The sequence below is a fragment of the Streptomyces sp. SID8352 genome (assembly GCF_009862265.1).
Lineage (GTDB): Bacteria > Actinomycetota > Actinomycetes > Streptomycetales > Streptomycetaceae > Streptomyces.
Genome location: NZ_WWGX01000001.1, coordinates 133,267 through 149,930, shown reverse-complemented (window position 1 = coordinate 149,930; position 16,664 = coordinate 133,267). Strand labels below are relative to the sequence as shown.

The following is a 16,664-nucleotide window of genomic DNA, read 5'->3' as shown; positions in this document are numbered from 1 at the left end:
AACAGCGTCACGGGCAACGCGGGCCCCGCCTCTCCGCGCTCCGGCGGCCCGCGGCCCCGCTCATCCGGTGCTCCGGCGGCCCCGCTCATCGGGCCGTCCGGCGGTCCGTAAGACCGTGAACCCACGCCCGGCACCCCGCCGCGTCGGCCCGCCCGACCCGGTCCCGGTCCGAACGTCCGTGGCGCGTACTCGTCGGACATACCGGACCGAGGACGCAGGCACCGGTGGCCGCACCCACCGCGCGTGCCGCCCCGCCCGGCCAAAGTTGTCCACACCCTGTGGACGGCAATCGCCCGCCCACGGGGTTCATCGGTCGGCGGCGCGGCGTTGTCCGCCCCGAGCCCGGCATCGCGCGCCGCCACCCGACTCCGGCGTTCCCGCCCCCGGCCCCCGCCCGCAGGCAGGCAGGGGGGAGCCGACGCCGAATCACGACCCACACTCGCCGAGGGCCCCGTCACCGAGCCCTCGCCGTCCCCTCGCGGCGAATCGCTCGTCCAAGGGTGAAGAACCGGTCACGAGCCGTCAACAGGGCCTCGGGGATGTGCCGCGTATGCCCCTTTTCGTGATGGACGCGCACGGGGGCACGGTCCCGGCGCATCCCTCGGCCCGCATGCCGCGCGTGCGCTACACCGTCTCGAACGCCAGCCCCTCGTAGGACACCGCTCCCCCTCCGGGGCACGGGGGCGGGGCGGGCGGGCGCCCTGCGCAGGGGTCCAGCTCGCACCAGATGCGCTTGCCGCCGGCCTCCCGGCTCCAGCCCCAGCGGTCGGCCAGCCCGTCGACGAGGGCCAGGCCCCGGCCACCGGTCGCGTCGCCGTCCACGCAGCGGGGCACGGGCACGAGGTCGCAGGAGTCGTCCACTTCCAGCCGGACCGGCAGGCCCGGGGCGGCGCTCCCGACGGGTCCGGCCTCCCCGACGGCCCCGGCCCCCCCGGCGACCGCCCCGGCCCCGGTCGTGGTGCCGGGCAGGCGGAGCCTCAGTACGGCGGGGCGCCCGGTGTGGACGACGGCGTTGGTGACGAGTTCGGAGACGAGCAGGATCAGGGTCTCGGCCAGCGGTTCATCGGCCCGTATCCCGCAACCGGCGAGCCGCGAACGGGCCCACCGTCGGGCTCGCCCCACTTCTGCGGGGTCGGGCCGGATATCCAGCTGCACTTGAAGCACCTGCACCGCTCACACCATCCGAACCGGCGGACACCGGGGCTCGCGCCCCACGGCGGCCACGATCGAAGCCATTTCCTGCATGGCCGGTACCACGGCCACGTCGGGGGTCACGTACCGTGAATTCCCCGCAGGACAGCATGATTGACGGTGCGTCACATCAACAAGGGCTTCGGGCATATTCCCGCGCGAAGGAGTACGTGTGCGGCACACTGTGCGACGCGCCGCCCGGGAAGTCGAACAGACGGCCCCCCGGGGCAGTTCAGCCGCGCGGGGAGGGGTGCGCACCCGCCGGTCGCGGAGTCCCGTCCGGCCGCGCGGACGCCGCGCGCTCCTCGCGCCGCACCCACGCCGCCGGGGCGCGGCCGACTCCGTACTGTGACGGCCTGGGCCTGAGGTCCGGTCCGGCGATCACGCCGGCAGATCACTGCGCGTCATATCCTTGCGCCACGATCGGTGGCATGTACGGGTCGTGAAGGTGCGTCGACAGGGGTCGGGCCCGGCCCGGTGGCACCCGGAAGGAGCGGCTCCGCCGACGGAGGGTCCGGCCGGGCGGACGCGGGGTGACGACGCACCACGGAACCCCGTCACCGCGCACCCCCGGCGCACCGCCCCCGCGGCGGTCGGCCGGGGGGTGGTGCGGGCACGGCTACTCGGGCACGGTTACTCGGGCACGGTGAAGTAGCGGGCGAACGCCGGGACGACGTCCGCCTCCCCGACCTCGCCGTCGCCGTCCGCGTCGAGCGCGGTGGCGACCGGCCGGGCCGTGTCCCCCGGCACGCCGAGGGCGGTGAGCCCGCGTGCCACGTCGGACACGGCGGCCCGGCCCCCGCCTCCGGCGAGGTCCAGGGCCGCGTGCAGGAAGGGGCGGGCGATCTCGGCGAACCGCTCGGGGTTGTCCCGCAGTCGCTTCACCGCCCCCGTGACGAACTCCTCGCGGGTGATGCGCTGGTCGCCGTCCCGGTCCGCGATGCCGGCCATGCCCTGCCAGAACGCCTCCGCTCCGGCGTAGAGGTTCTGCCCCCGCTCGGAGCGGGCGGCGGTCCCGAACTCGCCGAGCAGGGCCTTGGCCGCCGCGCTGAAGTCCTCGCGGTCGATCCACCCGTTGCCGTCCTGGTCGAAGGTGGCGAACCGCGCGGCGATCCTGTGCTCGTACTCGCTGCTGACCATGTCTCTCCTGGCCGCCTCATGGGTGACGTCGGTGCGTCCGTTCGCCACGGAGCGTACGACGCCGGGGCCGCCGGGTGCGGCCCTATGCGGACAACGAGCGGGGACCCTCCCCCGTGGCGGAGGCCAGATCGGGGTACACGTCGAACAGCCTGCGCACCCCGAGCGCGCCGAGGACCCGGTTGACGTGGGAGCCGTCGACCGCTCCCTGGGCGGGCAGGATCAGCCGCAGCCGGCCCCGGCAGGAGCGTATGAGGCGCCGGGCCGCGATCAGGACGCCGACCCCGCTGGAGTCGCAGAACAGCACCTCGGAGAGGTCCAGCACGAGGCTGTGCCGCCCCTCGGCGACCGCGTCGTGCACCCGCTGCCGCAGCACCGGCGAGGTCGCCAGGTCCAGTTCGCCCGACACCTGGAGCACGGCCCAGTCGCCCCGCTCACCGCCGGTCACCTTGAACGCCACCACCATGCCCTTCATCCGTCGGTGCTCGGAGGAGCCGGAACCCCGGGACCCCCGGGAACGGGCCCCCTGAGCGGAACCCCGGGGCCCGCGCCCGTGTTCCCCGGGCGCGCGCCTGCCCACCGGCCGTTCCCACAAACGCCGGGGGGAAAACGGCCTCCGGCCGGAACAGGCTTGTTTCAGATGGTTTCGATCCCGTTCGATCGATTCCGGTCACACAGTGGAGGGTAGGCGTCCATTACCACCAGCGGTCCGCCGGGGGCGTGCATTGCGCAAAAGGGGCGTGTACGGCACGCGGTGACGACTACATTCGTGGTGACGGTGACCGCGCACCGGACACCGGGACGACAGGGGTGGGAGGCCCGGCATGGCGCAGAGCGAGCGGGGAGCACCGCGGGACCCCGGGGCGGCTCCGGACGGCGGGGACGGGCCCGGCGGACCGGGACGGAGCGGGTCCCCGTGGCCCTGGGACCGGGTGATGCGGCAGCGGCTGGCGCGCGGCGAGGCGGCGGCCCTGGGGGAGCTGTACGACCGGTTCGGCTCGCTGGTGCACGGGCTGGCGCACCGCGTCCTGGACGACGAGGAGGCCGCCGACCGCCTCACCCGCGAGGTCTTCACCCATGTCTGGCAGCATCCGGACACCTACGACCCCCGGCGGAGCCCGCTGCGCTCCTGGATCGCGGACCTGACCCGCCGCATGGCCGTGCGGCGGCTGCGGGCCACCGAGACCGCGGCGCTGACCGGCGGCGGGCCCGGCACGGCCGAGGACGTGGAGCGCACGGTGCGCGCGGCGGCGGTGGCGGCCCGCGCCGACTACATCGTCCAGTCCATGCCCGCCCCGCTGCGCGCCGCCCTGGAACTGGCGCATTTCCAGCGCCGGGACTACCGGCAGACCGCCGCCGATCTCGGGGTGAGCGACGACGAGGCGCGCCGTCGGCTGCGCCTGGGGCTGCAACTGCTGTCCACCGCCCGGAACGCCGCGGCCCCCGGCGCCCCGCCCGGCTACGGTGGGGCCGCGTGAGCGGCGCACACGGCGCGCGGGGCGCGGACGACGAGCACGGCACGCCGGACACGCACGGCGCGCGGGCCGGGCGCGGCGGCCCCGAGGGGACGGCCTCGGCGCCGCGCATACCGCTGCCCCGGGCGCCCGCGGAGAACGGGGCGGGCCCGGCGCACGGCGGACGGCGGGCACCCGAGGCACCCGAGGCACCCGAGGCACCCGAGGCGGAGTACCCCGTGCCGGACCACCACCTCCTGACCTCCCTGCTCGGCGCCTGGGCGCTGGCCGCCTGCTCCCCCGGGGAGGCGGCGGCCGTCGAGGAGCACCTCGGGGAGTGCCCACCCTGCGCCGAGGAGGCCCGGCGGCTGCGGGAGGCGGTGGGGCTGCTGCGGCGCCCGGAGAGCCTGGACCCGGACCCCGCGCTGCGCGCCCGCGTCCTGAGCGGCTGCCTGGAGCGGCGCCCGCCGCGGGTCCCGGTGCCCGGCTGGGCCGCGCCGTACGACGCCGAGACGGCGCGGCTGGACGCGCTGCTCCAGGACATCGGCGACGCCGAGTGGCACGCGCCGGTGCGGCTGCGCTGGTTCACGGCGGACGGCGGGGCCAGCCGCCGGACGACCGTCGCCGGGGTGCTGGGGCATCTGCTGAGCGTCGACGGGCTGGTCGCGGTCGCGCTGGGGCTGCCCGACCCGCTGGGCGGCGGGCACGCGCCGCCCCCGGCCCCGGCCGGCCGCACCGAGGCGTACTGGGACGCCACGCGGTCCGCCCGGGAGGGCGCCGCGGAGGCCCGCGCGGCCCGCGACCGCGCCGGACCCGCCCCCTCGGCCGGCGCGGTGCGCGGTCCCTGGCGCGAGCAGTCCCACGCCATCGTCCGCACCGTGTCGGCCACCGGCGGCGGGGGTGGCGCGGAGGGCGGGTCGCCGGTCTCCTACGGCGACTTCGCGCTGCCGCTGCGGGACGCGTTGCTGGACCGGGCGTTCGAGTGCTGGGTGCACGCGCAGGACATCGCGGAGGCGGTGCACTACCCCTACCGGCCGCCCGCGCCGCCCCATCTGCACCGCATGATCGACCTGGCCGCCCGGATGCTGCCAGAGGCGCTGGCGGAGCGCCGCCGGTCGGGGCCGGCCGGGCCGGGCCCCGGGACGCTCCCGGCGGCGGAGGGGGCGCCGGGGCGCAGTCTGCGGCTGGAGATCGAGGGGCTGGGCGGCGGCGAGTGGCTGATCCCGCTGGACGCGCCGGGACCGGCGGGCTCCGCCGCGCGGGAGGTGGCCCATGTCGCCCTGGACGACGTGGAGTTCTGCCATCTGGCGGCGGGCCGGGTGGCGCCGGTGGAAGCGGCGGCGGGGCAGACCGGGGACCGCGAGGCGATCAGGGACGTCCTGTTCGCGACGGCGAGCCTCAGCCGGATGTAGGGGCGGGTGCGGACGCCGGGCACGCCGCCGGACGCCGTTCGCCCGGTCCGGGCCGGGCACGTCCGGGCCGGGTCCGTCCGGGCCGGGTCCGTCCGGGCCAGGTGTCGGCGGGACGGACGCCCGGGAGCGGCAGCTCGGCGGGCCCGGGTCCCCGTGCCGCCCCGGCCCGGCGCGGGGCCGCACGCCGGACACGGCGCGCTACCGGGCGCGGAACGGTGCTCCCGGCCGCCCCGGGCACCGCACGCCTCGGACGTCGTGTGCCCCGGACACTTCCGGGACCCCCGGGACCCCCGGGACGCCCCGGACCTCGGACACCCCGGGCACGCCGCACCCCGCACGCCCCGTGCCCTGGGCACCCGACGCCGCGCACACCCCGGGCGCCCCGGAGCCCCGGGGCGCCCGGGTTCAGGCGAAGACCACCGTGCGGCGCCCGTTGAGCAGGATGCGCCGCTCCGCGTGCCACTTCACGGCCCGCGCCAGCGCCTGGCACTCCACGTCCCGGCCGACGGCGACCAGTTGGTCGGGGGTGACGTCGTGGCCGACCCGCTCGACCTCCTGCTCGATGATCGGGCCCTCGTCGAGGTCGGCCGTCACGTAGTGCGCCGTGGCGCCGATCAGCTTCACGCCCCGGGCGTGCGCCTGGTGGTAGGGCTTGGCGCCCTTGAAGCTCGGCAGGAAGGAGTGGTGGATGTTGATGATCCGGCCGCTGAGCCGCTTGCACAGGTCGTCGGAGAGGACCTGCATGTACCGGGCGAGGACGACGAGTTCGACGTCCTCCTCGCGGACGATCTCCAGCAGCCGGTCCTCCGCCTCCGCCTTGGTGTCCCGCGTGACGGGGATGTGGTGGAAGGGGATGCCGTAGGACCCGACCAGCTCGGCGAAGTCGGTGTGGTTGGAGACGACGGCGGCGATGTCGACCGGCAGCGCCCCCGACCGGGCCCGGAAGAGCAGATCGTTCAGGCAGTGCCCGAACCGGCTCACCATCAGCACGACGCGCATGCGGTGGTCGGCCCGGTTGATCTGCCAGTCCATGTGGAAGGAGTCGCCGATGGCGGCGAAGCTGGCGCGCAGCTTCTCCACGGTCACCGGCGCCTCGGCCGAGAAGTGGACGCGCATGAAGAACAGCCCGGTGTCGTGGTCCCCGAACTGCTGGCTGTCCTCGATGTTGCAGCCGGTCATGAACAGGTAGCTCGACACGGCGTGCACGATGCCCTGCTTGTCGGGGCTGGACAGGGTGAGGACGTACTGCGCGGCCTGGGCGGCGGACGGGGCGGACTGCTCGTTCATGCCGGACAGGGTCCCATATCCGGTCCCGGCGGCGGGGTCCGTTCCGTCAGACGGACCGGGTCATCAGGGAGAGCGCCTCCAGGCTGCGGGGCTCCGCGTCCGGGTCCTCCCCGTCGCTGGCGGCCAGCCGCACGTGCGCGTCCCGGGCCGCCCGTATCGCCTCGGGCCAGTCCGCGTGCTCGAGGTAGGCGGCGACCGGCGCGTCCGGGCCGACCTGGTGCATGATCCGCAGCACCCGCAGCACCGCGGTGTCGACGAGGGCCGCCTCCTGCGAGTCGCGGAAGATCGTGCCGACGTACTTCTCGGCGGACCAGTGGTCCAGCCAGGTGTCCTCCACCAGCCGGTAGACCGCGTCGGTGACGTCACCGTAGCCGGGGGTGCCGGCCAGCCAGACCTCGCGCTGGAAGTCGGGCGCGGAGAGCATGTGGAGCGCGGAGCGCACCTGGCTGCGCCAGCGCCACCACGGCATGTCGTTGAGTGGCATGCCGCCCATGGTGGAGGAGCGACGGCCACGACGGGAAGTGTTCTCCGAACCCTGCACGGTCATCGATCGTACGTTCCCCTTCACCAGAACCCCATTCGCCCCCGCAATTCACGCCGGTGTCACCACGCATTGTCCGGGGGTCACTTCCAGGTTATCCGCGTGACGGAATCGTGCGTGACCATGACCGGCAGGCGACGCACGCGCAGCACCTTCCTCCGCGACCGTTCGGGACCCCGCGGACCCCTCGGCCGCCCCGGGCGTTCGGGGCGTTCCGGGCGGGTCCGTTCCGGCACGCTCGCCGCGGGCGCGCTGCTGGCGTGCGTCTCGCTGACGGCCGGCTGCGGGGTGGTCCCCGGCGCCACGGGGGGCGGCGGGGACGCCCCGGTCACCGTCATGACCTGGGCCCCGGAGGAGACCGGCGCCACCAACAAGCCCGGCATGCCCGCCCTCGCCCTCGCCTACGCCCGCTGGGTCAACGCCCACGGCGGGCTGAACGGCCGCCCGCTCAACGTCCTGACCTGCAACGAGCGCAACGACAACGTGAGCGCCGCGAAGTGCGCCCGGCGCGCGGTGGAGGAGGGGGCCGTCGCGGTCGTCGGCTCCTACAGCCAGTACCCCGACTCCTTCATGACGGTGCTGGAGGGCGCCGGCATCCCCTACATCGGCGGCTACGGCGTCACCGGCGCGGAGTTCACCAGCCCCCTGTCCTACCCGGTCAACGGGGGCCAGCCGACGCTGCTGGCGGGGCTCGGCGACGTGCTCGCCCGCGACTGCGGGCCGGTCGCGCTGATCCGCCCGGACACCCTCGCCGGGGACCGGCTGCCCGCGCTGCTGGACTCCGGACTGACCTCGGGCGGGCACGGCCCGGCCCACGACGAGCGCGCCGCCGAGGACGCCACCGCCTACGACCACCAGGCGGAGCAGGCGCTGCGCCGCACGACGGACGGGGCGCGGCGGCCGGGCTGCGTGGTCCCGGTGCTCGGGGACCGCACCGTCACCTTCATGGACTCCTTCCGCCGGGCCGGCCGGGACCGCCCCGGGGTGCGGACGGCGACGGTGCTGGGCAGCGCCGACCAGACGGCGGTCAACGCCTCCGGCGGCGCGTCCGGGCCGTACGAGGGCTCGTACATCGCGGGGTGGTACCCGGTGGTGAGCGATCCGCGCTGGGAGGGGATGAAGCGGGTGATCCGGGAGCAGGCGTTCGGCGACAACGCGGTCGACCCGGCGGACGCCGGGGTGCAGACGACGTGGATCGCGTACAGCGTGCTCAGGGAGGCCGTCGAGTCGCTCGGCGGCGGCGAGGTGACCGCCCACGCCCTCACCCGTGCCCTCAACGACGGGCTGAAGATCGACACCGGCGGGCTGACCCCCACGCTGCGGTGGCGGTTCCAGGAGAGGCTGGCGGCCGTCGGCCTCCCCCGGCTGGTCAACACCGAGGTCACGTTGCAGGTCGTACGGGAGGGGAAGCTGGTCTCGGCGCGCGCGGAGACCCTCGACACGACCGCGATCCTGCGGGACGGCTACGCGGGCTGAGCCGGCCGTACCGTGCCGCCCCCGGCGCTCCCGGGCCACCCCGGAACCGGACGGGTACCGGGGTCTTGCCGGAACGGAACGTCACCGGGCCCCGGCACAGGACGGGCGCCCGGCCCCGGGAACGAGGGACGGGAACGGTCGCCGGACGGCCCCGGAACCGAGGACCCTCGCGCCGCACCGGAGCCGGGCAGATGTGGGGCAGGTTCCGGGCCGTCCCCCGAGCCGGAGGGCGTCGGCCCCGCCCACGGAGCCGGACGACCACCGGACCACCTCGCGAGGGGAGGCCGACGCCCCTCCGGGCCGGGCGGCGGCGAGAGCCGCCCCCGGTGAACCGGGCCGGACCACCCCGCGCCGGGAGGTCACCGCCCCGCCCCGGGCGGGAGCCGCCGAGGGCCCCGGAGGTGCCGGGGCGGAGGTCAGAGCTGGGTGGGGGTCAGAGCTGGGTGGGGGTCAGAGCTGGGTGGGCTGGCGGGTGGTCAGCCCGTACTTCTTGGCGATCTTGTTCCAGAGCCCGGCGGCCCTGGCCTTCTCGGCGCTGGCGGTGCCGCTGGCCCGGTTGCCGGCCTGGGCCTGGTCGGTGGTGCGGGCCCGGCCCTTCTTGCAGCCCTTGCGCCCGGCCACCTGGTCGGCCCACGCCGCGTAGTGGTTGTCCGCCGAGGCGGAGGCCTGCCACGCCTTGGTGAGGGCGTCGGTCAGCTCGGCGTGTCGGGGCAGCCGGTCCACCGAGAGCTGTCCGAGGCCGGTGACCAGCCCGGTGCGCTGCTCGGCCGCCTCGCGCAGGTCCTTGGCGACCTGGGGAAGGTTCTCGCAGGACTGCACGTCGGACACGGCGCTGATCACCGTGGCCCGGCTGCTGCCGCTCTCCGCCAGCAGCTTGTCCAAAGCCTCGGCCTGCTGCCGCACGGGGTCGACGGTGGGCGAGGGGGATTCGGAGGGGGTGGCGGAGGGCTCGTCGGCCGCGGGGGGCGCCGTGGCGGCCACGGTCCGCCCCGCGCCCTTGTCGCCGCCGCCTCCGCCGCCCAGCAGGGCACCGGCCCCGACCCCGACGACGGCGAGGCCGACGCCGACGGCCGCGATCAGCGGCACCTTGCTGCGGGAGCGCCCGCCGCCGGAGCGGGCCCCCGCAGCACGTCTCCGGCCGCCGCCCCCCGGACCGCCGGGCCCGGGCGGGGCGTGGCCGCCGCGGGCGGCGGGGGGCGCCGGGGGCTCCTCGAAGCGGGGCATCTGCTGGGTGGCCGAGGCGGGGCCGTCCGCCCCAGGGCCGCTGCGGAAGAGGCTGTCGAACTCCGCCGGGGGCCGCGCCGGTTCCTCCTCCGCGCCGGGCCCGGCGCCGTACGGCGGCACAGGGCCGGGGCCGCCGGGGACCGGCGCGATGTACTGGGTGGCCTCGGCGTCCGGGCCGGCCCCCGGGGCGGCCGGGTGCGCGTGCCCGGGGTGGTGCGCACCGCCGGGGGACGTCGGGGGCGGCATCTCGGGCGGCAGGGCTCCCGGCCCGACGGGCGGTATGAGCTGGGTGGCCCCTTCGTCCGGCCCGGCGGGCACCGGGGGTATGTACTGGGTCGCCCCCTCGTCCGGTCCGGCGGGGACCGGCGGCAGGTACTGGGTGGCGCCCTCGTCGGCCCCGGGGAACCCGCCGGGAGCGCCGCCCGGACCGGGCGGCAGGGCACCGGGGGCGGGGTGCGCGGCGCCCTGGACCGGCGGCGGATAGCCGTAGCCGGGCTGCGCCGGACCGCCGGGCGGGCCCTGCTGGACGTGCGGGTAGCCGTAGGCGGGCCGTCCGGGACCGACGGGGGCGGAGCCGTGGAGGGCCGCCGGGTCCTGGCCGTGCGGCGGGTACGCCGGTCCGCCCTGCGGATACGCCGGGCCCTGCGGGTACGCCTGCCCCGCGCCGTCGGCGGGCCCCTGCGGGCCCGGCGCGAAGCCCTGCCCGCCGGGCGGGAGCCCGTGGCCGCCGCCCGGATGCCCCGCGCCGTGGCCCTGCGGGCCGGCGGGGGGCGGCACGGTGCCGTGGGACGGCGGACGGGGGGCCTCGGGGGGCAGTGGTCCGGGGCCGAAGGACGCCGGGCCCGCGCCCTCGCCGGGCCAGGAGGGGGCCGGCTCCGGCGCGCCCCAGCCCGGGGTGTCGGGCGGGGCGGGCCAGCTCGGGGCCGGGGGCGGCTGCTGCTGCCCGGGGCCCCACGGCTGGTCCCACGCCTGGCCGCCGTGCGGCGCGGAGGCCGGGGCGGGCGGGCCCGCGTAGGGGCCGCCGGGCCCGTCGGCGGGTCCCGGCAGTACGGGCTCACCGCCGTCCGAGGGCAGCACGATGCCTTCGCGCGCATGCCGCGCCGAGGGCTCCTCGCCCTGTCCACTCTGCGTCACCGGGACTCCTACGAATGGGGGATCTTCGGAATCGTCGGCTCACGCTACCGGGTCCCCGGAGCCCGCTGCCACGCCGCCCGGGACCCCGCCCCCTTCCCTGTGACGGCGGTAACAGAACCGGGCCGGGACACGCTGTTGACGCCCCCGCCCGCTCATCACGGGCCCGTACCCCGGGTGTTCACGCTCCCGCCGGACGGCCGCTCACGCCGCCGCCGCCAGCTCCAGCCGCGCCCCGAACTCCCGTACCACCGCCTCCTCCCGGTACGGCTCCAGCCGCTGCTGGAAGTCCTCCAGGTACTCGGCGCCCCGGTTGGAGCGCAGGGTCTCCAGCAGGTCGACGGCCTTCAGCGCGGTCTGGCAGGCCTGTTCGACCTCGCGCTGCTGCACCTGCGCGGTGGCCAGCAGGACCAGGCCGATGGCCCGCCTGCGCACCCGGGACTCCGGATGGCCCGCCAGGGACTGCCGCGCGCACCGGGCCGCCGCCTCGGCCTGGCCGAGGTCCCGGTGGCAGTGGGCCAACTCGTCGGCCAGATAGGCCCCGTCGAAGTGGGCGATCCACACCGGGTCGTCCCCGGTGTCGGCCTCGGCCCGCTCCATCGCCCCGACGGCCCGTCCGGCGGCGGCCTCGGCGGACCGCGCGTCCCCGAGCAGGGCGTGCCCGCGCGCCTCGGCGGCGTGGAACATCGACTCGGTGCGCGGGGTCACCCGGCCGCGGGTGCCCTCCTGGGCGGCGCGCGCCAACTGGGCGATCTCACGCGGGTTCCCGAGCTGCGCGGCCAGGTGGCTCATGGACGCGGCGAGGACATAGCCGCCGTAGCCGCGGTCCCCGGCGGCCTGCGCCAGCCGGAGGGACTGGATGTAGTACCGCTGGGCCAGGCCGGGCTGGCCGGTGTCGACGGCCATGTACCCGGCCAGTTCGGTCAGCCGGGCGACCTCGGCGAACAACTCCCGTCCCACCGCCTCCCGGTAGGAGCCCGCGAGCAGCCCGGAGACGACGCTGTTGAGGTAGTGCACGACGACCGGGCGGACATGCCCGCTGCCGTACTCGTGGTCCAGTTCGGCGAGGGACTGGGTCATCGACCGCACGGCGGACACGTCGGCCCGGCCGACGCGCGGTCCGGCGGCCCGCGACACCTGGGGGTCGGGGGTGGAGATCAGCCAGTCGCGGCTGGGCTCGACCAGCGCGGACGCCGCGACCGAGGATCCGGCCAGGAAGTCGCGCCGCCCCACGTCGCTGCGCCACAGCTCGCAGACCTGCTCGATGGCCCCCAGCACCGTCGGGGAGAACTGGAGGCCGACCCCCGAGGCCAGGTTCTTGCCGTTGGCCATGCCGATCTCGTCGATCGTGACCGTCCGGCCGAGCTTGCGGCCCAGCGCCTCGGCGATGATCGCCGGTGCCCGGCCGCGCGGTTGCTGTCCGCGCAGCCAGCGCGCCACGGACGTCTTGTCGTACCGCAGGTCGAGCCCGTGCTCGACCCCGCACATGTTGACCCGGCGGGCGAGCCCGGCGTTCGAGCACCCCGCCTCCTGAATGAGCGCCTGCAGCCGTTCGTTCGGCTGCCGTGCCACGAGAGGCCTTGCGGCCATGCCGTAACCCCCATGCTGTCTCGGCGGAACCCTGCGATCCGACCGTGAGGATCACTGCCCCGTCGACGTGCCGACAATGCGAGCCTTGCGCATCTTGCGCGGATTGCCGGGGTGACGGCGGCTTGCCGGCCCCAGGGCTGGTTACCCGGAGCGGGCCCGGGTTCCTCCCGCGCGCCCCCGGAGATGCACCCATGCGCCCCGGAGACGGGACCGGTGCTCCATCCCCGCGCGCCCCGCTCCGTAACCCCCGATGATCACGGGGAGTTGGAACCCGTGTGGAAGAGACCATCACCGCCTTCACGGGCGCCGGGGCCGTCGCGGGCCGCGGGGACCGGGGTGTTCGGGCGCCGGAGGCCGCCGCGCGCTACGCGGAGGAGTGCCACTGGGACGTGTGCCCGGGCACCTGGCTGGAAATGAACGGCGGTGCCTGGCACTGCTCGTGCGGCGATCCGGGGTGCGCCGCCCCCGGCGCGCACCCGGCGCGCGCGGACTGGGCGGCCGAGGCCACCGGCAGCGCGACGGTGGCCCGCCGCATGTGGCGGGAGCGGCCGGAGGCGTCCGTACTGCTGCCCACGGGGCGGTCGTTCGACGTGATCGAGGTGCCGGAGACCGCCGGATTCCTGGCGCTGGCCCGGATGGAGCGCAGGGAACCGGCGCCCGGTCCGGTGGTGTCGGCGCCGGATCGGCGGATGCGGTTCCTGGTGCTGCCGGGTGCCGCGGCGAAGGTGCCCGACCTGGTGCGGGGGCTGGGCTGGGCGCCCGCCACCCTGGACCTGGCGGTGCTCGGCGCGGGCGGGTACGTGGCGGCGCCGCCGACCCGCTGGGGGGCGTGGGGGTCGGTGCGCTGGGTGTGCCGGCCGACGGCGGCGAACCGCTGGCTGCCGGACGCGGCGGAGCTGATCGCCCCGCTGGCGTACGCCTGCGCCCGGGAGCGCTGAGGGCCGCCGCGGAGGGGGAACGCACCACCGCGTCCCGCGCTCCCCGCGCCGTCGCACCTGTCCTCCGCCTGTCCTCCGCCGGTGCTCCGCCGGGGCGGCCCCGCCGTTGCCCCCGGGTCCCGTCCGGCCCCCGGGAGGGGTTCCCACCGTAGGGTTTCGGCTTGACGGAGGGAGACGAATGGTGACGACGAGCGCCGTGCGCGTACAGGGGCTGTGGAAGCGGTTCGGCCAGCAGGTGGCCGTGGGCGGCATCGACCTCGAACTGCCCGCGGGGAAGTTCATCGGGCTGGTCGGACCCAACGGGGCCGGGAAGACCACCACGCTGTCCATGGTCACCGGGCTGCTCAGGCCCGACCGGGGCACCGTCGAGATCGCCGGCCACGACGTGTGGCGGGACCCGGTCGCGGTGAAGGCCCGGATCGGGGTCCTCCCGGAGGGACTGCGGCTGTTCGAGCGGCTGTCGGGGCGCGAACTGCTCGCCTACTCGGGCCGGCTGCGGGGGCTGCCCGGCGCCGAGGTCGACAAGCGGGCCGCCCAGTTGCTGGAGGTGCTCGATCTGGCGGGGGCGCAGCACAAACTGGTCGTGGACTACTCGACCGGCATGCGGAAGAAGATCGGGCTGGCCGCCGCGCTGCTGCACAACCCCGAGGTGCTGTTCCTGGACGAGCCGTTCGAGGGCGTCGACCCGGTGTCGGCCCAGACCATCCGGGGCGTGCTGGAGCGCTACACCGCCTCCGGCGCCACCGTGGTGTTCTCCTCGCACGTGATGGAGCTGGTCGAGTCGCTGTGCGACTGGGTGGCCGTGATGGCGGCGGGCCGCATCCGCGCCACCGGTCCGCTGACGGAGGTGCGCGGGGAGGCGGCCTCGCTCCAGGAGGCGTTCCTCGAACTCGTGGGCGCGGGCGGCCGGGACGCCGGGGCGGCGCTGGACTGGCTCGGTGGGGGTGCCCGGTGAGCACGGCCGGCGCACGGGGCGCGGTACCGGCGCCCCCGTCCCCCGCTCCGCCGCCCGCCCCCGCCCTCACCCCGGTCTTCGTCCGGCTGAAGCTGTCGCTGCTGCGCAACGGGCTGCGGCAGTCGGGCGGGCGGCGGGCCGTCTTCGTCGCCTCGGCCGTCTTCGTCGGCCTGTTCACCGTGCTCCAGCTCATCGGTCTGGTCGCCCTGCGCGGGTACCCGCACGCGGCGGGCCCGGTGCTGGTGCTGGCTGCGGTGCTGGGGCTGGGCTGGGCTGGGCGGTGCTGCCGCTGTTCTTCCCCGGCGGTGACGAGACGCTCGACCCGACCCGGCTGGTGATGCTGCCGCTGCGGCCCCGGCCGCTGGTGCGGGCGCTGCTGGTGTCCTCGCTGGTGGGCATCGGGCCGCTGTTCACGCTGTGCGTGTTCGCCGGTTCGGTGGTCGCCCTGGCGCACGGCCCGGCGGCCTGGCTGGCCGGGGCGGTCGGCGCGGTCCTGGGGCCGCTGGTCTGCGTGACGCTGGCGCGGACCGTGGCCGCCGCCAACGTACGGCTGCTGACCAGCCGCAAGGGACGGGACCTGGCGGTGCTCAGCGGCCTGGTCATCGCGATCGGGGCCCAGCTCGTCAACTTCGGGGTGCAGCGGCTCGGCGCCTCCGGGCTGGGGCAGCTCGACCCGGTCGCGGACGTGCTGGGGTGGGTGCCGCCCGCGTCGGCCGTCGGCGCGGTACGGGCGGCGGGCGACGGCGCGTACGGGACCGCGCTGGCCCAGCTCGCGCTGACCGCGGTGGCCCTGGTGCTGCTGCTGCGGATGTGGGCGGGGCACCTGGTGCGGCTGATGACCGCGCCGGACGGCTCCACGGTGCGGGCCGCCGACGGCGGCTCCGGCCGGGCCCGGGGCACGTCGGGGCTCGCCCGGTTCCTGCCGCCGGGGCGGACCGGCACGGTGATGGAGCGCACCCTGCGCTATGTGTGGCGGGACCCCAAGACCAAGGCGGCCTGGGTGACCTCGCTGGCCATCGGAGTGATCGTGCCGCTGTTCAACGCCTGGCAGGGCACCGGCTCGGTGTACTTCGCCTGCTTCGCCGCGGGCAGGCTCGGCGTCCAGATGTACAACCAGTTCGGGCAGGACTCGTCGGCGTTCTGGATGGTCGCCATGACGATCTCCTCGCCCCGGGACGCCTACGTCGAGCTGCGCGGGCGTGCGCTGGCCCTGCTGCTGGTGGCCCTCCCGTACGCCACCGCGGTCACGGTGCTGACGACGGCGGTCCTGGGCGAGTGGGGGAAGCTGCCGCGGGCACTGGGGCTGTCCTTCGCGCTGCTCGGCGCGATGCTGGCGTCGGGCGCGTGGGCCTCCGCCCGCTTCGCCTACTCCGTTCCGCAGGAGGGGCACCGCAATGTCGCCCCCGGTCAGGTGGGGCTCGCCTGGTTCTCCATCTTCGGCGGGATGCTGGCGGCCGCGCTGCTGTGCGCGCCGGTGATCGCCCTGACGGTCTGGCTGCACGTCTCCTCGGCCGGCGAGAGCCTGGAGTGGCTGGTGCTGCCGGTGGGCGCGGTGTACGGCGCCGCGATCACCCTGCTCGGGCTGCGGGTGGCGGCACCGCGGGCAGCCGCGCGGCTGCCGGAGATCCTGGCGGCGGTCAGCAAGGGGTGAGGACGGGTCCGGGGCGGGGTGGCGCCCGCGCCACACCGCCCCGGACCGCCCGTGCCACGCCCCGGCCCCCGCCCCGCGCCACGCCTGCGGTGCCCGCCCGGGCGTGCACCGGGCGGTCCCGCCCCGGGCACGGCGCAGGCCCGGCCCGGGCACAGCGTGGGGCCCGGTCCACGCTCCGTGCCCGCACGTCCCACTCCGCCCCGCCCCGGCACCGCGCGAACCCGGCCCACGGCTCCGGGCCACGGCTCCGGCCCAGGCCCACCGGCTCCTGCTCCGCCCTGGGACTTCCCGGGAATCCGGGCTCTCACCCCGGTGGAATTCCCCTCGGGTCTCGCACCCCGGGGCTCCGGCGGCACGGTGCTCGGGGGACATCCACGGGTCCCGGGGCGCCGGTCCCACGACACCGGACCTGGGGTCGCCCCCGGAGAACCGGATTCGGGAGGCCGAGAGGGCACCCGGGATCGGAGGACCAGGACTCGGAACCCGGAAGGCCGGGCCGCAAGGCCCCTGAACGAAAGGCCGGAAGACCGTCGGCCGGACGACCGGGAGCCCGGGTCACCGGGACCCGAGCGGACGGGCCCGGGAGCCACCCCGGCCCCGGGAAACGGGACCCGTGTTCCACGCCCGCCCCAGGGCTTCGGCGGCCCCGGGGGCCGCGCACGGCCCGGGGCTCCGCC

At 76.5% G+C, this 16,664-nt stretch carries 12 protein-coding genes and 1 pseudogene; 6 read left to right on the top strand and 7 right to left on the bottom strand.

All coding sequences use genetic code 11. From position 1 onward, the window contains the following. Positions 1–624: 624 nt before the first annotated feature. The 3 genes from GTY84_RS00655 to GTY84_RS00645 form a co-directional block, all read right to left on the bottom strand. Positions 625–1,155 (bottom strand): ATP-binding protein, encoded by a 531-nt coding sequence (locus GTY84_RS00655; protein WP_161224014.1) that lies wholly within the window; start codon positions 1,153–1,155, stop codon positions 625–627. 669 nt (positions 1,156–1,824) lie between these two features. Then, the gene (locus GTY84_RS00650; RefSeq protein WP_161224056.1) at positions 1,825–2,331 is read right to left on the bottom strand and encodes an EF-hand domain-containing protein; all 507 of its coding nucleotides are present in this window, start codon (positions 2,329–2,331) and stop codon (positions 1,825–1,827) included. An 82-nt stretch (positions 2,332–2,413) separates the two neighbouring features. Next, complete coding sequence (locus GTY84_RS00645) at positions 2,414–2,794, bottom strand: STAS domain-containing protein (RefSeq protein ID WP_161224013.1); 381 nt, start codon at positions 2,792–2,794, stop codon at positions 2,414–2,416. 469 nt (positions 2,795–3,263) lie between these two features. Between GTY84_RS00645 and GTY84_RS00640 the strand changes: the two genes are divergently transcribed. Both GTY84_RS00640 and GTY84_RS00635 read left to right on the top strand, forming a co-directional pair. Then, positions 3,264–3,806 (top strand): sigma-70 family RNA polymerase sigma factor, encoded by a 543-nt coding sequence (locus GTY84_RS00640; protein WP_161224012.1) that lies wholly within the window; start codon positions 3,264–3,266, stop codon positions 3,804–3,806. After that, positions 3,803–5,194 carry a zf-HC2 domain-containing protein gene (locus GTY84_RS00635; protein WP_161224011.1) on the top strand — a complete coding sequence of 464 codons (1,392 nt, stop codon included), beginning with the start codon at positions 3,803–3,805 and terminating at the stop codon, positions 5,192–5,194. Before GTY84_RS00640 ends, GTY84_RS00635 begins: the two co-directional genes overlap by 4 nt. Positions 5,195–5,599: 405 nt before the next feature. On the opposite strand, the gene purU is transcribed toward GTY84_RS00635, so the two are convergent. Both purU and GTY84_RS00625 read right to left on the bottom strand, forming a co-directional pair. Continuing rightward, positions 5,600–6,481, bottom strand: a complete 882-nt coding sequence (purU, locus tag GTY84_RS00630) for a formyltetrahydrofolate deformylase (RefSeq protein WP_161224010.1) — start codon at positions 6,479–6,481, stop codon at positions 5,600–5,602. A gap of 46 nt (positions 6,482–6,527) precedes the next feature. Continuing rightward, the gene (locus GTY84_RS00625; protein ID WP_161224009.1) at positions 6,528–7,028 is read right to left on the bottom strand and encodes a hypothetical protein; all 501 of its coding nucleotides are present in this window, start codon (positions 7,026–7,028) and stop codon (positions 6,528–6,530) included. A gap of 117 nt (positions 7,029–7,145) precedes the next feature. Here GTY84_RS00625 and GTY84_RS00620 point away from each other — a divergent pair, with 117 nt between their 5' ends. Beyond that, complete coding sequence (locus tag GTY84_RS00620; RefSeq protein WP_161224008.1) at positions 7,146–8,498, top strand: ABC transporter substrate-binding protein; 1,353 nt, start codon at positions 7,146–7,148, stop codon at positions 8,496–8,498. Between the two features lie 450 nt (positions 8,499–8,948). Here GTY84_RS00620 and GTY84_RS00615 read toward each other — a convergent pair whose 3' ends face one another. Together GTY84_RS00615 and GTY84_RS00610 are read right to left on the bottom strand one after the other, a co-directional pair. Beyond that, positions 8,949–10,856 carry a hypothetical protein gene (locus tag GTY84_RS00615; RefSeq protein ID WP_161224007.1) on the bottom strand — a complete coding sequence of 636 codons (1,908 nt, stop codon included), beginning with the start codon at positions 10,854–10,856 and terminating at the stop codon, positions 8,949–8,951. Positions 10,857–11,057: 201 nt separating this feature from the next. Beyond that, entirely contained in the window at positions 11,058–12,443 is a 1,386-nt protein-coding gene (locus tag GTY84_RS00610; protein WP_161224006.1) for a transcriptional regulator, read from the bottom strand. Positions 12,444–12,718: 275 nt separating this feature from the next. Between GTY84_RS00610 and GTY84_RS00605 the strand changes: the two genes are divergently transcribed. The 3 genes and pseudogenes from GTY84_RS00605 to GTY84_RS00595 all read left to right on the top strand — a co-directional run bounded on the left by GTY84_RS00605 (position 12,719) and on the right by GTY84_RS00595 (position 15,987). Further along, the gene (locus tag GTY84_RS00605) at positions 12,719–13,381 is read left to right on the top strand and encodes a bifunctional DNA primase/polymerase (RefSeq protein WP_265292889.1); all 663 of its coding nucleotides are present in this window, start codon (positions 12,719–12,721) and stop codon (positions 13,379–13,381) included. A 178-nt stretch (positions 13,382–13,559) separates the two neighbouring features. Beyond that, a complete protein-coding gene (locus tag GTY84_RS00600; protein WP_161224005.1) occupies positions 13,560–14,336 on the top strand; it encodes an ABC transporter ATP-binding protein in 777 nt (258 codons plus the stop codon). 86 nt (positions 14,337–14,422) lie between these two features. Next, positions 14,423–15,987 (top strand): annotated as a pseudogene (locus GTY84_RS00595) (transporter). Positions 15,988–16,664: the final 677 nt, after the last annotated feature.

Bases quoted from the DNA above. Each gene is read 5' to 3' on its own strand.
- GTY84_RS00650 (WP_161224056.1), bottom strand. From the start codon at position 2,331: ATGGTCAGCAGCGAGTACGAGCACAGGATCGCCGCGCGGTTCGCCACC.
- GTY84_RS00645 (WP_161224013.1), bottom strand. From the start codon at position 2,794: ATGGTGGTGGCGTTCAAGGTGACCGGCGGTGAGCGGGGCGACTGGGCC.
- GTY84_RS00640 (WP_161224012.1), top strand. From the start codon at position 3,264: ATGCGGCAGCGGCTGGCGCGCGGCGAGGCGGCGGCCCTGGGGGAGCTG.
- purU (WP_161224010.1), bottom strand. From the start codon at position 6,481: ATGAACGAGCAGTCCGCCCCGTCCGCCGCCCAGGCCGCGCAGTACGTC.
- GTY84_RS00625 (WP_161224009.1), bottom strand. From the start codon at position 7,028: ATGACCGTGCAGGGTTCGGAGAACACTTCCCGTCGTGGCCGTCGCTCC.
- GTY84_RS00620 (WP_161224008.1), top strand. From the start codon at position 7,146: ATGACCGGCAGGCGACGCACGCGCAGCACCTTCCTCCGCGACCGTTCG.
- GTY84_RS00610 (WP_161224006.1), bottom strand. From the start codon at position 12,443: ATGGCCGCAAGGCCTCTCGTGGCACGGCAGCCGAACGAACGGCTGCAG.
- GTY84_RS00600 (WP_161224005.1), top strand. From the start codon at position 13,560: ATGGTGACGACGAGCGCCGTGCGCGTACAGGGGCTGTGGAAGCGGTTC.